At 73.1% G+C, this 14,657-nt stretch carries 10 protein-coding genes, 1 pseudogene and 1 riboswitch; of the genes and pseudogenes, 7 read left to right on the top strand and 4 right to left on the bottom strand.

The window, feature by feature from the left end:
• Positions 1–137: 137 nt before the first annotated feature.
• Positions 138–1,205: pseudogene (locus IE265_RS03505) on the top strand (RNA polymerase sigma factor); the annotation flags it as partial.
• A 24-nt stretch (positions 1,206–1,229) separates the two neighbouring features.
• Here the strand turns inward: IE265_RS03505 and IE265_RS03510 are convergent.
• The 4 genes from IE265_RS03510 to IE265_RS39215 all read right to left on the bottom strand — a co-directional run bounded on the left by IE265_RS03510 (position 1,230) and on the right by IE265_RS39215 (position 6,823).
• A complete protein-coding gene (locus tag IE265_RS03510) occupies positions 1,230–3,653 on the bottom strand; it encodes an ATP-binding SpoIIE family protein phosphatase (RefSeq protein WP_190033821.1) in 2,424 nt (807 codons plus the stop codon).
• A 313-nt stretch (positions 3,654–3,966) separates the two neighbouring features.
• Positions 3,967–5,343 (bottom strand): NtaA/DmoA family FMN-dependent monooxygenase, encoded by a 1,377-nt coding sequence (locus IE265_RS03515; protein WP_190033822.1) that lies wholly within the window; start codon positions 5,341–5,343, stop codon positions 3,967–3,969.
• Between the two features lie 19 nt (positions 5,344–5,362).
• Complete coding sequence (locus tag IE265_RS03520) at positions 5,363–6,607, bottom strand: LLM class flavin-dependent oxidoreductase (RefSeq protein ID WP_229916033.1); 1,245 nt, start codon at positions 6,605–6,607, stop codon at positions 5,363–5,365.
• Between the two features lie 96 nt (positions 6,608–6,703).
• Positions 6,704–6,823 carry a putative leader peptide gene (locus IE265_RS39215; protein ID WP_359309524.1) on the bottom strand — a complete coding sequence of 40 codons (120 nt, stop codon included), beginning with the start codon at positions 6,821–6,823 and terminating at the stop codon, positions 6,704–6,706.
• A 238-nt stretch (positions 6,824–7,061) separates the two neighbouring features.
• Positions 7,062–7,207: riboswitch (SAM riboswitch) on the top strand.
• Between IE265_RS39215 and IE265_RS39220 the strand changes: the two genes are divergently transcribed.
• The 6 genes from IE265_RS39220 to IE265_RS03545 all read left to right on the top strand — a co-directional run bounded on the left by IE265_RS39220 (position 7,190) and on the right by IE265_RS03545 (position 14,257).
• Complete coding sequence (locus tag IE265_RS39220; protein ID WP_359309522.1) at positions 7,190–7,309, top strand: putative leader peptide; 120 nt, start codon at positions 7,190–7,192, stop codon at positions 7,307–7,309. It overlaps the preceding riboswitch by 18 nt.
• A 108-nt stretch (positions 7,310–7,417) precedes the next feature.
• Complete coding sequence (locus IE265_RS03525; protein WP_190033824.1) at positions 7,418–8,236, top strand: glutathione S-transferase family protein; 819 nt, start codon at positions 7,418–7,420, stop codon at positions 8,234–8,236.
• A 559-nt stretch (positions 8,237–8,795) separates the two neighbouring features.
• Positions 8,796–10,523 carry an ABC transporter substrate-binding protein gene (locus IE265_RS03530; protein WP_190033825.1) on the top strand — a complete coding sequence of 576 codons (1,728 nt, stop codon included), beginning with the start codon at positions 8,796–8,798 and terminating at the stop codon, positions 10,521–10,523.
• The gene (locus tag IE265_RS03535; protein WP_190033826.1) at positions 10,523–11,512 is read left to right on the top strand and encodes an ABC transporter permease; all 990 of its coding nucleotides are present in this window, start codon (positions 10,523–10,525) and stop codon (positions 11,510–11,512) included. The genes IE265_RS03530 and IE265_RS03535 overlap by 1 nt, the downstream gene beginning before the upstream one ends.
• Complete coding sequence (locus tag IE265_RS03540) at positions 11,505–12,512, top strand: ABC transporter permease (RefSeq protein ID WP_229916007.1); 1,008 nt, start codon at positions 11,505–11,507, stop codon at positions 12,510–12,512. The genes IE265_RS03535 and IE265_RS03540 overlap by 8 nt, the downstream gene beginning before the upstream one ends.
• On the top strand, positions 12,509–14,257 hold the full coding sequence (locus tag IE265_RS03545) for a dipeptide ABC transporter ATP-binding protein (protein WP_190033827.1): 1,749 nt from the start codon (positions 12,509–12,511) through the stop codon (positions 14,255–14,257). Before IE265_RS03540 ends, IE265_RS03545 begins: the two co-directional genes overlap by 4 nt.
• Positions 14,258–14,657: the final 400 nt, after the last annotated feature.

Below are 14,657 nucleotides of genomic sequence, written 5' to 3' on the forward strand. Positions count from 1 at the left end.
ACCGGTCGGGTGTACCGTAAATGACGAGCCCGATGACGTTTTGCACGTCTTTCCACCATCACCGCGAACGACGTGAATTGGGGATTTCCGAAGGCCGGACGGTCCAGCTCGGCAACGGTTGGCCGCGCACGGGGAACACTCCGGGCGCGGAGACACGGGAAGAGATCTTGAGCGCAATGGAGACGGACACCCGGGCAGAGGACCAGGAGGCGGCGCCGCCGGCGCCCGCCCCGTCGATGGCCTCCGGCTACGACGACGACGCGCCCGCGCCCCGGCTCACCTCCGACGGCGCGACCATCGACCAGGTTCGGGACTATCTGAAGGTGATCGGCCGCGTACGGCTGCTCAGCGCCGAACAGGAAGTGGATCTCGCCAAGCGGATCGAGGCGGGCCTGTTCGCCGAGCGGAGGCTCGCGGAGGAGCCCGCCCTCGACCCCCTCTTCCGGCGTGAGCTGGAGATCCTCGTCGAGGACGGCCGGCGGGCGAAGTCGCATCTGACCGAGGCGAACCTGCGCCTGGTGGTCTCGATCGCCAAGCGCTACGCGCGTCGGGGTCTGACCCTGCTGGACCTGATCCAGGAGGGGAACACCGGCCTGATACGCGCCGTGGAGAAGTTCGACTACACCAAGGGATTCAAGTTCTCGACGTATGCCACCTGGTGGATCAGGCAGGCGATAACGCGCGCCCTGGCCGATCAGAGCCGCACGATCCGTATTCCGGTGCACGCGGTGGAGCTCATCAACAAAGTGGCCAGGGCCCGGCGGGAAATGCTCCAGGAACTGGGTGTGGAGCCCACGCCCGAGCAGGTGGCGGAGAAACTGGAGCTGCCGACCGCGCGGGTCATCGAACTCGACGGCTACATGAAGGAACCCGTCTCCCTGCACCTGCCGCTGGGCGAGGAGGGCGGCACCGAACTCGGCGATGTGATCGAGGACAGCGAGAGCCCCTCCCCGTTCGACGCGGTGACCTTCCTGCTCCTTCGGGACACCATCAAGGCCGTCCTCTCCCACATGACCCCGCGCGAGGCGGGCATCATCACCCTGCGCTACGGGCTCGCGGACGGCCGCGCCAAGACGCTGGAGGAGATCGGCCAGATCTACGGCGTGACCCGCGAGCGCATCCGCCAGATCGAGTCGAAGACGATGTCCAAGCTCCGCCACCCCTCGCGCTCCCAGGCACTGCGCGACTACGCGGACCTCGGCTGAGCCCTCCGCGACGACCCGTACGCGTCAGTCCTCCGGCAGTCTCTGCTCCGCCCAGATGGTCTTCCCGGACCCACTGGGACGGGTGCCCCAGCGGTCGGTGAGCTGGGCGACGAGCATGAGGCCCCGGCCGCCCTCGTCGAAGCTGCGGGCCCGGCGCAGGTGCGGCGAGGTGCTGCTGGCGTCGGAGACCTCGCAGATGAGGCTGCGCTCGCGGATCAGCCGCAACTGGATCGGGGAGCCGCCGTAGCGGATCGCGTTGGTGACCAGCTCGCTCACCACGAGTTCGGTGACGAAGGCGGCCTCCTCCAGTCCCCAGGCGGCGAGCTGGTCGGACGCGTACTGGCGGGCGGTGCCGACCACCGCGGGGTCCGATTCCAGGTCCCAGACGGCCACCTGCCCGGCGTCCAGGACGCGGGTACGGGCCAGCAGCAGCGCCACGTCGTCGGCGGGCCGCTCCGGCAGCAGGTCCTTGAGGATGCTGTCGCAGGCGTCCTCCAGGCCGTGCGAGGGTGCGGCCAGGGCGGCGCACAGCGCGGCGGTGCCCGCGTCCACGTCGAGGTCCCGGGCCTCCACGAGTCCGTCGGTGTAGAGGGCCAGGACGGCCCCCTCGGGCAGGTCTAGCTCCGTCGCCTCGAACGGGAGGCCGCCGACACCGAGCATCGGGCCGGCCGCGACCTCGACGACCCGCACGGTGCCGTCCGGGAGCAACAGCACGGGCGGCGGGTGACCGGCCGCGGCGATGGTGGCACGGCGGGACACGGGGTCGTACACCGCGTACAGGCAGGTGGCTCCGAGTTCCCCGGTCGCCGCGCTCTGGTCGGCCGCCAGGTGTCCCACCAGGTCGTCGAGGTGCGTGAGCAGCTCGTCCGGCGGCAGGTCGACGTCGGCCAGGGTCCAGACCGCCGTACGCAGCCGGCCCATGGTGACGGAGGCGTGGATGCCGTGCCCGACGACGTCGCCGACGACGAGCGCCACCCGGGTGCCGGACAGCGGGATCACGTCGAACCAGTCGCCGCCGACGCCCGCCCGCGAGGCCGCCGGCAGGTAGCGGGAGGCGAACTCGACCGCCACCTGCCCCGCCATCTCCTGCGGCAGGAGGCTGCGCTGCAGGGCCAGGGCGGTCGCGCGCTCCCGGCTGAAGCGGCGGGCGTTGTCCACGCAGACGGCCGCGCGGCTGGTGAGTTCCTGTGCCAGGGAGAGGTCGTCGCTGTCGAGCGGGTCGGGGCTGCTCGCGCTGAGCGGCCGTACGAAGACGGCGACACCGAGGGTCGTGCCGCGTGCCACCAGGGGAACCGCCATCAGCGAGAACTCGCCGGAATCCCCCGCCGGGTCGGCGGCGGCCTCCGCGCCGGAGCGTCTCAGCCAGGCGTCGACGTCGCGGTCGCCGCTGCGGGCGAGCACCGCGCCGCCGGTGGCCAGCGCCCTGGCGGGCGGGGAGAAGGCCGGGTGGACGTCCGCCTCGCCCAGGTCGACGGCCGTGCCCGGGGACCAGTCGGTCCGGGAGTGGTGGGCGACGCGCCGCAGCTCCACATCGGTGCCCACCGGGCCCACGCAGGGCTCCTCCCCGCGCAGCACGGAGTCCAGCAGGTCGACGCTGACGAAGTCACCGAGCCCGGGCACGGCCAGCTCGGCCAGCTCCCGGGCGGTGTGGATCACGTCGAGCTTCGAGCCGATGCGGGTGGCGGCGTCGTTCAGGACGGCCAGCCGTTTGCGCGCACCGTGCTGCTCGCTGCTGTCGAACGCGGCGAGCGCGACGCCGAGAAGGTCTCCCGAAGGGCCTCTGACCGGCCACATCTCGGTGTTCCAGGCGTGCGTCCTGGTGCCGGACGGCGCCCGGGTCCAGCTCTCGTAGTGGACCGGCATGCCGGTGTCGGCGACCTTGCGCACATGCTCCAGGAAGCCGCGGCTGTGCTCGGCGTCCTCCACGGTGTCGGCGAAGTGCCGGCCCCGCAGCTCCGCCTCCGGGACGCCCATCACCCGGCACGCCGCGTCGTTCGTCATCAGGTAGCGCTGCCCGGGGTCCAACACGGACATCGGCATCGACGCCTGCCGGAAGGCCCGCTCGCCGAGGTCGCCGAGGTCTTCGCGGTCGGAAGGGCCATCGTCGGGCACGCCGGGCACGCCGGGCACGGCGGTGACCACGTACGCCCTCGCCCGTCCGCGGCCGGCGCGCAGGGGGCACAGCCGCGCCGCCAGTTCCGTACGCCGTCCGTCGCGGCACCGCACGGCCAGCGTCGCGCCCCCGTCCCGGAGCAGGGCCCGCCAGGCCCGGGCGGGGTCCCCGTCCAGCAGTTCCGCGGCCGGCCGGTCCATGACCTGGTCCGCGGTGCGGCCCGTGAGCACGCGGGCGCCGTCGCTCCAGCCCGTGACGACGCCGCGCGCGTCGACGGCCACCATGGCGTCAGCCGCCGTGGCCCTTCGCCCGGCGTCGCGCGGCAAAGTCACCATATGTACAAGGATCATCCCAGTCGGCGGGTGCATCAAGCGGGGGCGGGCCCACCCCCGGGTGCCCGGCCCCGGGGCGGCCGTCGACCGGCGGCTCGCCCTCGAGGACGCGGGGTCACCGCGCGGGCCGCCGGGGCCACCGCCGCCACTCCACCTCCGGCAGTTCGTACGAGCCTCGATCAGGCCGAACTCCTCGACCGCGGACAGAGCCGTCCGGTGCCCCGGCCGCCCGGCACCGGGGCCGAGCCGGATCGTCCGGGACGCCCGCGCGGCAGCCCCGGGGCTCGGCCCCCGGGCGGTCGCGCGGGCGTGCGGGTCACGACGCGGCGAGCCGGTCGCGTGCGTCCGCGTCCGGGTGGGCGAGCCCGAGGTGGTCGCGCAGGGTCGTCCCCTCGTACTCGGTGCGGTACACCCCGCCCTCCTGGAGCAGGGGGACCACCTTGTCGGCGAACGCGTCGAGGCCGCCCGGCGTGATGTGCGGGACGAGGATGAAGCCGTCGGCGGCGTCGGACTGCACGAAGTCGTCGATCGTGCGGGCGACCGTCCCCGGCGAGCCGACGAAGGACTGCCGGTTGCCGGTCTCGATGACCAGGTCGCGGATGGACCACCCTCGCGCGGCCGCGAGTTCGCGCCACTCCCGGGCGGTGGCGAGCGGGTCGCGGTACATCCGGACCTGGGCCCGGCCGCGGGACACGGTGTGCTCACCGGGGTCCGGGTCGATGTCCGGCAGCGGGCCGTCCGGGTCGTACGCGGACAGGTCGCGGTTCCAGACGAACTCCAGGTGCTTGATGGCCGTCGCGCCGCTCACCTGCTGCCTGCGCACCACGCGGGCCGCCTCCTGCGCGTCGGCGTCCGTGTCCCCGAGGACGAAGGTCGCGGCGGGCAGGATGAGCAACTGGTCGGGCGTACGGCCGTGTCGGGCGAGGCGGCCCTTGACGTCCTGGTAGAACTCCTGGCCCTCCGCGCGTGCGGCGTACCGGCTGAAGATGGCGTCGGCGGCCTGCGCCGCGAACTCGCGGCCCTCCTCGGAGTCCCCGGCCTGGAAGATCACCGGTCGGCCCTGCGGGGATCGCGGCACGTCGAACCGGCCCTCGATGTCGAAGTGCCGGCCCCGGTGGGTGAACGCCCCGGCCTTCGCGTCGCCCAGGAACACCCCGGACTCCTGGTCGGCCAGGATCTCGTCGCCGCGCCAGGAGTCGAAGAGCTCGTTCGCGGTGGCCAGGAACTCCTTCGCCCGTGAGTACCGCTCCTCCTGGGGGAGGAAGCCGCCGCGGCGGAAGTTCTCGCCGGTGAAGGCGTCCCAGGAGGTGACGACGTTCCAGGCGGCGCGCCCGCCCGACAGGTGGTCGAGGGCGGCGAACTGGCGGGCCACCTCGTAGGGCTCGTTGAAGGTGGAGTTGATGGTGCCGGTCAGTCCGAGGTGCTCGGTCACGGCGGCGAGGGCGCTCAGCACGGTGAAGGTGTCCGGCCGGCCTACGACGTCCAAGTCGTAGATCTGGCCGCCCTGTTCGCGCAGGCGCAGTCCCTCCGCGAGGAACAGGAAGTCGAACCTGGCGCGTTCGGCGGTCCGCGCGAAGTGCGCGAAGGAGCTGAACTCGATGTGGCTGCCGGCCTCGGGGTCGCTCCACACCGTGGTGTTGTTGACGCCGGGGAAGTGGGCCGCGAGGTGGATCTGCTTGAGCGGCTTGCTCATGGTGTCGGGTCCTTCCGGCTCAGGCGGTCGCGTAGCGGCTGGCGGGGCGGGCGAGGCCGAGCAGCCCGCGCAGGGTGTCGGCCTCGTACGAGCGCCGGAAGACGCCGCGGCGCTGGAGTTCGGGCACCAGTCCGCGGGTGATGGCCGGCAGGTCGTGTCCCACGACGGCAGGGCGGAGCCGGAACCCGGTGAGCCCCGAGCCGCCCAGTTCCTGGAGCAGGTCGGCCAGTTGGGCCGACGTGCCGGTGAAGATCCGTGCGTCGCTGCGGTAGGGGCGGCCGGCGAGGCCGTCGAGCCGGTCCCTGCGGGCGGCGGCGGCGCCGGGGGCCTCGTCCAGGAAGACCACCAGGTCGCCGAAGAGGCGCAGGGGCTGGTCCGCCCGTCCTGCCTCGGCCCGCGCGGCGCGGACCGCGGCGACGATCGAGGCCGCCCCGGCGCTGTCGTGCGGGGTGACGTATCCGATGTCGGCCGAGCGGCCCAGGAGCCGGAAGGGCGCTCCGGCGGCCCCCTCGTGGGCGAGCGCGCTCACGGGCGGCTGCCCCTGCGGCGGCCGGGGCGTGATGGAGGGGCCCTTGACGCCGAAGTGCCGGCCCTCGAAGTCGATGTGGTGCAGTTTGCCGCGGTCGACGAAGCGGCCGGTGGCCGCGTCCCTGATCTCCGCGTCGTCCTCCCAGCTGTCCCACAGGCGCCGCAGCACCTCGACGTAGTCGGCGGCCTCGTCGAACAGGTCGAGGACCACCTCCCGCACGGCGCGGCTCTCCAGGTCCTCGGGGCCGAAGCGGGGGATCGTGCGCCGTCCGAAGTGGGCCGCCTCGTTCTGACGCGCCGACACCTGGACGCGCACTCCCGCGCGTCCGGTGCTCACGTAGTCGAGCGTGGCGATGGCCTTGGACAGGTGGAAGGGCTCCGTGTGGGTGGTCACCACGGTCGGGACGAGGCCTATGCGGCTGGTGAGCGGCGCGACGCGGGCGGCGACGAGTACGGCGTCGAGGCGCCCGCGGACCTGGTCCGTGCGGTCGTCGGGCTCGGTGGGGTGGGAGGACTGGAGGCCGAGCGAGTCCTCGATGGTGACGAAGTCGAGGAGGCCGCGTTCCGCCTCGGTCACGAGGTCGGCCCAGTAGCCGGCGGTGAGCAGTTCGCGGGGCCGGGACACCGGTTCGCGCCAGGCGGCCGGGTGCCAGCCCGCGCCGTCGAGCGCCACGGCGAGGTGCAGTGCGGCGGGCCGGCCCGAGGGGGCGGCGGGATCGGAGTCGTCCGGGGGCAGGGCGGAGGGAGTCGATGACACGGGACGTGCGCCTTCCTGATCGACCGTGCGGGAGGACCGGCCCCGTGGTGGCGGGAGCGGCCGCGAAGGTACGGGTCAGGAACGACAGAGCGCGCCGGCGACGCGCAGCAGATCGATGTGCTGCCTGGAGTAGAGGCGTACGCGAGGGGGCGGTACGAGCTCGGGGACGCGGCGGGGCGCGGCGAACGGTCCCATGTGCGCCACCTCCACCCTCCTGTCCCGCGTCCTGCTCGTCCGGGCCGGACCGCGCTCGCGCGGCGGTGCCCGGTGCCGACGGACCGTCAAGGAGCACAACGGTACGGCTGTGTCATTTCTTCCGGCCTGCGGGCTCCGGGAAACGCGGACTCGGCCCGCGGTGTCATCCCGACCAACTGGTGAGACGGCGTCTCGCCTTCTTGACGCCCTCACTGAGCGCACCGACACTTGCGGGGACGGTCACGATTGTCAGCGCCTCCCGTACGGGTTGCACCCGTGCGTGCGGTAGTCGGCCCCGGCCCGCTGGCAGGCAACCCTTCCACCGCGACGGGGTGCCCCGGGTGACGACCGGGTTCCGCCGCAGCGGTGGGACAAGCGTGGTCCCGCGACGCGCGGGCCCCGACCGTGGAGCAGGTGAACATGCCGAGGAACGGTCTCACCAGGCGCCTGCACATCGACCTGCTGCGTGTCTCCAGCGCCTACTAGTCCGCTGCGCGTCCGCCCGATCCGGACCCGCACGCCAGCGCTGTCACTCCGTTCCGCCACTGGCGCCCACAAGGCGGCCAGGGCTTCCGCGTTGCCCTCTGGAGAGTCATGCACGAGACAGTTTCCCGCGCCCCGAGCACCGGCACCCACAGCACGTCCGCCGCCCGGCCCGCCACCCGTCCGCACCCCTTCCGCGACCGCATCGGCGTCGGCCTCGCCGGCGGCTTCTACCCTGCGCCGCACCGCTACCGGCTGTTTCTGCGCGAGGGGTGTCCGCGCTCACTGCGCGTGCGCATCACCCTGGACCTGCTCGGTCTGCGCACCTCTCTCACCACCACGGTCCTGGCGCGCTCCGGCGGCTCGCCCGACGCCCTCGCCTCCCTCCGCGGGGCGTACGAGGCCACCTGGCACCACTACGAGGGCCCGCTGACCGCACCGGCGTTGTGCGACCGGTGGACCGGACGCGTCGTCAGCAACCACACGCCCGACATCCTGCGCGACCTCGCGGCCCTGCCCGCCGAGGACGGCGCCTGTCCGCCCGTGCTGCGCCCGCCGGCCCTTGCGGCCGGGATCGACGCCCTGCGCGAACTCCTGGACCGGGACCTGGCTCCCGCCGCCCGGCCGGAGGCACGCGAGGCCGCGCTGGCGCTGCTGGAGGTCCGGTTCGCCCCGCGGGAGGAGGCGTCGGCCGCGGGCTCGACGGCCCCCGTCATCCCATGCCCCTCCGCAGGGGGTCCGCACGTCCCGGGTCCGCACCTGCCGGGCCCCTACGCGTTGGGGGGCGTCCTCACCGCGGCGGACGTGGACCTCTGGGTGGCGCTCGGCCGCCTGGAGCCGGGTGCCCTGTCCGCGTACCCCCGGCTCCAGGAGTACGCGCAACGCCTCGCCAGGCAGCCCGCGTTCAGGGACGCCGACCCGACGCCGTAAGCGGCGGGCCACCGGGGCGGCCGCCCCCGCGTGGCGGGCCCGTTCGCGGATTCCCGGGCACGGGTGTCCGCGGCGGCCCCCGCGCGGCGTTGGCCCGCTCCCGGCTCCCCCGGGCCGCGCACGTCCGACGCGGGGTCCGTGCGGGGCAGCGCGAGGTCCGCAGGGGCCACGCGGGGTCCGCCGGCCGCCCGCACGCGGGGCGGCAGCCAGTTACGTGTCCGACATGCGGGACGACTTGTCTCGCATGGTGACACCGTGTTGAACCGCGGCGCGCAATCGATCAGTCTTCTCCCCATGTCGACCCACCGCGTCTCCGAAAGCACCGGCTTCCGCCTGGTGCTCATCGGTGTGCTCGCGCACGCGGTCTCCGACATCGACTGTCGCTGAGCCACGGGCTCGAAGAGGCGCCGCGCGCCTCCCGTCGACATCACCACGAGCCCACTCCGGCACCACACTCCCCGTGTCGTCGGTGCGGTTCCGCGCGATCCAGCGCCCGCAGCCAGCTGTTGCCTCCTGCCTTCCGACGGCACTCACCCGCCCCGAAAGGCACCCATCCCCCATGCGTGACCGCAGACTGCTGTTCCAGCGCGCCGCCGTGACCACCGTCGCCCTGGTGCTCCTCGGAGGGCTCGCCGCCTGCTCCGGACCACAGGACGGCGACGCGAAGCCCGCGGCCGGCGACGCGAAGCCCGCCAAGGGCGGCAAGCTGACCGTGCTCAACTCCGACACCCAGTCGGACTTCGACCCCGCCCGCCTCTACACCTCAGGCGGCGGCAACGTCCCCTCGCTGGTCTTCCGCACACTCACCACCCGCAACCGGGAGGCCGGCGAGGCGGGCACCGAGGTCGTGCCCGACCTGGCCACGGACCTCGGCACCCCCAGCGAGAACGCCACGGTGTGGACGTACACGCTGAAGAAGGGGCTGAAGTTCGAGGACGGCTCCCCCATCACCTCGGCCGACGTCAAGTACGGCGTCGAGCGCTCCTTCGCCGCCGAACTGTCAGGCGGGGCGCCGTACTTGCGCGACTGGCTGATAGGCGGCGACAGCTATCAGGGCCCCTACAAGTCCGGCAAGGGCAAGAAGACGCTCGACTCCATAGAGACCCCGGACCAGCGGACCATCGTCTTCCGGCTGAAGAAGTCCGTCGGCGACTTCCCCTACCTGGCGACCCAGACGCAGTTCACACCCGTTCCCCGGGCCCAGGACACCGGCACCAAGTACGAGGAGCACCCCGTCTCCTCCGGCCCCTACAAGGTCGTCAGGAACACCAATGACGGCGAGCGGCTCCAACTGGAGCGCAACCCGCACTGGTCCGAGAAGCTCGACGACCAGCGCAAGGCCTACCCCGACACCGTCGACGTGCGCTCCGGACTCGACTCGGCGGTCATCAACCAGCGCCTGTCGACCAGTTCGGGCGACGACGCGAACGCCGTCACCACGGACACCAACCTCGGCCCCGCCGAACTGGCCCAGATCGGGCAGGACAAGTCGCTCAAGGCACGTGTCGGCGTCGGCCACTTCGGCTACACCAACTACCTGGCGTTCAACCCGGACGTGAAGCCCTTCGACAAGCCCGGGGTGCGGCAGGCGATCTCGTACGCGATCGGCCGCAGCAGCGTCATCAACGCCGTGGGCGGCTCCTCGCTCGCCGAGCCCGCCACCACGTTCCTCCCCGACCAGAAGGCCTTCGGATACACGCCGTACGACCACTTCCCCGCGGGGAAGAACGGAAATCCGGAGAAGGCCCGGGAGGCGCTGAAGAAGGCCGGCTACAAGAACGGGCTCACCATCACGCTCACGCACTCCACCGAGGAGGGCGAGATGGGGCCCAAGGTCGCCTCGGCGATCCAGCAGTCCCTGGCCAAGGCCGGGATCACGGTGAAGCTCAAGGGCCTGGAGGGCAACGCGTACAACGAGAAGCGCTGGGACGCCGACGGCAGCCCCGGGCTCTTCATCACCCGCTGGGGCGCCGACTGGCCCGCGGGCTACCCGTTCCTCGCGCCGATCTTCGACGGCCGGCAGATCGTGAAGGACGGCGCCAACTTCAACAACGCGAAGCTGGACGACCCGGCGGTCAACAAGGAGTTCGACGAGATCAGCGGACTCACCGACCTGGACGCGGCGGCGAAGCGCTGGGGCGCCCTGGACAGCAGGATCGGCGAGCAGGCCCTCACCGTGCCGCTCTACCACCCGGTGTACCAGCGGCTCGTCGGCAAGAACATCAGGAACGTCGTCATCAGCGACTGGACGGGCGTCCTGGACATCTCGCAGGTGGCGGTCAAGTAATGACCGTGCAGGACGTGTTGACCCCGGGTGCGGGCGCGCCGCCCGCCCCGGGGCCGGCGGCGGGGGCCCGCGGGGTGTGGCGGAGGCTGCGCGGGCGCCCCTCGGCGGTCGTGTCGGGCGCGGTGCTCGCCGTGCTGCTCCTCGCCGCGCTCGCCGCGCCGCTGCTCACGGCGCTCAGCGGCCAGGACCCGTACACCTACCACGACGAACTCGTCGACTCCGCGAGCGGCGGCGCGCCCCAGGGGTCCTTCGGCGGGATGAGCGGTGAGCACTGGCTCGGCGTCGAACCGGGCACCGGGCGGGACCTGTTCGCCCGGCTGGTCCACGGCGCCCGGGTGTCACTGCTCGTGGCGGCGGGCGCGACGGTGCTCCAGGTGGCGATCGGTGTGGCCGTGGGGCTCGCCGCGGCCCTCGGCAGCCGGTGGGCGGACCAGGTCCTCAGCCGCGTCACCGATGTGATGGTGGCGCTGCCGATGCTGGTCCTCGCCATCGCGCTGACCACCGTGGTGTCCGACGACTTTCCCCGCCCGCTGCTGCTCGTCCTGGTCATGGGCAGCCTCAACTGGGGCGGCACCTCGCGTGTCGTGAGGGCCCAGGCCCTGACGCTGCGCGGCCTCGACTTCGTCGCCGCGGCCCGGCTGGGCGGCTCGCGACCCGTGCGGGTCGTCCGCCGGGAGCTGCTGCCGTCGCTGGCCGCACCCGTCATCACCTACGCGGCCGTCCTCCTGCCGTCCAACATCGTGCTGGAGGCGTCGCTGTCGTTCCTCGGCATCGGCGTACGGCCGCCCACCCCTTCGTGGGGCCAGATGCTGTCGACGGCGACCACGTGGTTCCGCGCCGACCCGCTCTACGTCCTGCTGCCCTCCGCCCTGCTGTTCGTCACCGTCCTGGCCTTCACGGTCCTGGGCGACGCGGTGCGTACGGCGCTCGACCCGCGGGAGGCCGGCCGCCTCCGGGTCGGCACCCGCAAGGAGAAGACCCGTGGCTGACCGTTTCCGGGGCGTGCCCTTCGTGGCGAAGCGCCTGCTGGGGGCCGCGCTGGTCCTGCTCGTGCTGGCCACCGTCCTGTACGCGCTCTTCTACCTCGTGCCGGGCGATCCGGCCCAGCTCGCGTGCGGCGAGCGCTGCAGCCCGGCCCAGGTGGCCCAGGTGCGCGGGCAGCTGGGACTGGACGAGTCCGCCCACGCCCAGTACCTGCACTTCCTCCAGGGCCTGTTCGCGGGCCGCGACTACTCGTCGGGCACCTCGGTGCAGCACTGCGCCGCCCCGTGCCTCGGCCTGTCCCGCCAGAACGACCAGCAGGTCACCACGCTCATCCTCGCGGGACTCCCGGCCACCGCCTCGCTCGCCTTCGGCGCGATGGTCGTGTGGCTGACGCTCGGTGTCGGTACGGGGCTGCTGTCCGCGCTGCGCCGCGGCGGGGCGACCGAGCGCGTGCTGACCGTCCTCACCCTGGCCGGGACCGGCACCCCGGTCTTCATCCTGGGCCTGCTGCTGATGATGGCCGTCTGCGCGTACCTCCAGTGGCTGCCGTTCCCGTCGTACGTGCCGCTGACCCAGGACGCCGAGCAGTGGGCGTGGAACATGCTCCTGCCCTGGCTGACGCTGGGACTCTTCGAGAGCGCGAAGTACGCCCGGCTCACGCGGTCCTCCACCCTGGAGGTGCTGGCCGAGGACCACATCCGCACGTTCCGCGCGTACGGGGTGAGTGAGCGCGCCGTCGTCACCCGGCACGCGCTGCGCGGGGCGCTGCCCCCGGTGATCGCCCTGAGCGCGATCGACCTCGGCTCGATGATGGGCGGCGCGATGCTGACCGAGCAGTTGTTCGGCATCCCCGGGCTCGGCCGGCTCCTCATCGACAGTGTCCGCTCCGTAGACCTGCCCGTGGTCGTCGGTGTGGTCCTCGTCATCGGGACGGCCGTGGTCGTCGCCAACGCCGTCGCAGACGTCCTCTACGCGCTGGCCGACCGAAGGGTGGTCCTGTCATGACCCCGCAGCCGAACGGCCCGACGCCCGACTCGGCGCCCGTGCCGGTGGCGGATACGGCGACCGGCCCGACTGGGGATCGGGCCGCCGGGGCGCTGATCGACGTCCGGGGGCTGACCGTCGACTTCCCCGCGGGCGACGAGTCCGTCCGGGCGGTCGACGGACTCTCCTTCCGGCTCTCCGCGGGACAGGCACTCGGCATCGTGGGCGAGTCCGGCTCCGGGAAGAGCACGGTCGCGGCCGCGCTGCTGGGACTCCACCACGGTACGGGCGCACGCGTGAGCGGCTCCGTGGAGGTCGACGGGATCGACGTGCAGGCCGCCTCCGTGCGGGAGTTGAGGCGCCTGAGGGGCGGCACCGCCGCCATGGTGTTCCAGGACCCGCTGTCCTCCCTCGACCCCTACATGGCCATCGGCGACCAGATCGCCGAGGTCCACCGGACGCACGCGCCGCACGTCTCCCGGCGCGAGGCCCGCCGCCACGCGGTGACCGTGCTGGACCGCGTGGGCATCCCCGACGCGGCCCGGCGCTCCCGGTCCCGGCCGCACGAGTTCAGCGGCGGCATGCGGCAGCGGGCCCTCATCGCGATGGCGCTCGCCTGCGAGCCCCGGGTCCTGGTGGCCGACGAGCCGACCACGGCCCTGGACGTGACGGTCCAGGCGCAGATCCTGGACCTGCTGCACGAACTGCGCACGGAGACCGGCATGGGCCTCGTGCTCGTCTCGCACGACCTGGGCGTGGTGGCGGGCAACGTCGACGACATGCTCGTCATGCGGAACGGGCGTGCCGTGGAGCACGGCCCGGTCGGCACCGTGCTCGCCGCCCCGCGCGAGGCGTACACGCGTGAACTCCTCGCCGCCGTGCCCCGGGTGGAGACCCCGAGGACACCGGTCGCGACCGCGGGCGCGGTCCCTGCCTCCGCCCCGGCCTCCGGCGGCGACCTCCTGCTGGAAGCCGTGGGGGTGCGGCGGGAGTTCGGGCGCGGGAAGAACCGTACGGTCGCCGTCGACGGGGTGTCGCTGTCCGTGGCGCAGGGCGAGACCCTCGGCATCGTGGGCGAGTCCGGCAGCGGCAAGACCACGCTGGGGCGGATGCTGGTCCGGCTGCTGGAGCCGAGCGGCGGTTCCGTGCGCCACCAGGGGCGCGAACTCACCGGCATCCGCAGTGACCTGCAGATGGTGTTCCAGGACCCGGTGTCCTCGCTGAACCCGCGCCGCAGCGTCGGCGAGTCCGTGGCCGACCCGCTGCGCGCCGCCGGAGCGCTCACCGACGCGGAGATCACCCGTCGGGTGCGGGAGCTGCTGGAGCGGGTGGGGCTCGATCCGCGGTGGTACCACCGCTATCCGCACGAGTTCAGCGGCGGGCAGCGCCAGCGTGTCGGCATCGCCCGCGCGCTGGCCCCCGGGCCCCGGCTCATCGTGTGCGACGAGCCGGTCTCCGCGCTCGACGTCACCACCCGGGCGCAGGTCCTCGACCTGCTGGCACAGCTCCAGCGGGACCTCGGACTGGCCCTGGTGCTGATCGCCCACGACCTGGCGGTGGTACGGCAGGCGAGCGACCGGGTGGCGGTCATGCGCCGGGGGGTCGTCGTGGAGGAGGGCCCGTCGGACCGGGTGTACGACGCGCCCCGGGACCCGTACACCAAGTCCCTGCTGGCGGCGGTCCCCGTACTCGACCCGGTGGAGGCGGCCGCGCGCCGGGCGGCGCGCGGCAGCGTCGGCGCGCTGCTCGGGACGGCGGCGGGGTAGCGGGGAGCCGCGCCTGCGGCGTCGCGTTCCGGCGAGGTGTCCTCGCCGGAACGTGCCGCCGCACGGCACCGGGGTGCGGGCGGCGGCACGGGCGGACACAGCGCCGGACGGACGGACACGGGCAGCCGGGCACACGGGCATACGAAGAAGGGCCCTCACAGGCTTTCACCTGCGAAGACCCTTCGCACCGTCGGGACGACAGGATTTGAACCTGCGACCCCTTGACCCCCAGGAGTGAGGGTCGGAGGTATTTTCTGGATATAACGGACTTAATCTGGATGCGATTTGCGCGTCCGAGGCTCCGCCGTGCGCCATCGCGCGTACCGTGTGGTCCCCAACTGGTCCCCACCCGCATGTCATAGCTCTGCCGCCAGGCCACTCCGTGGAGCGTCCTCGCGAC

Source organism: Streptomyces fructofermentans (assembly GCF_014651055.1).
Taxonomy (GTDB): domain Bacteria; phylum Actinomycetota; class Actinomycetes; order Streptomycetales; family Streptomycetaceae; genus Streptomyces; species Streptomyces fructofermentans.

Bases quoted from the DNA above. Each gene is read 5' to 3' on its own strand.
- IE265_RS03510 (WP_190033821.1), bottom strand. From the start codon at position 3,653: ATGGTGACTTTGCCGCGCGACGCCGGGCGAAGGGCCACGGCGGCTGAC.
- IE265_RS03515 (WP_190033822.1), bottom strand. From the start codon at position 5,343: ATGAGCAAGCCGCTCAAGCAGATCCACCTCGCGGCCCACTTCCCCGGC.
- IE265_RS39215 (WP_359309524.1), bottom strand. From the start codon at position 6,823: ATGGGACCGTTCGCCGCGCCCCGCCGCGTCCCCGAGCTCGTACCGCCC.
- IE265_RS03525 (WP_190033824.1), top strand. From the start codon at position 7,418: ATGCACGAGACAGTTTCCCGCGCCCCGAGCACCGGCACCCACAGCACG.
- IE265_RS03530 (WP_190033825.1), top strand. From the start codon at position 8,796: ATGCGTGACCGCAGACTGCTGTTCCAGCGCGCCGCCGTGACCACCGTC.
- IE265_RS03535 (WP_190033826.1), top strand. From the start codon at position 10,523: ATGACCGTGCAGGACGTGTTGACCCCGGGTGCGGGCGCGCCGCCCGCC.
- IE265_RS03545 (WP_190033827.1), top strand. From the start codon at position 12,509: ATGACCCCGCAGCCGAACGGCCCGACGCCCGACTCGGCGCCCGTGCCG.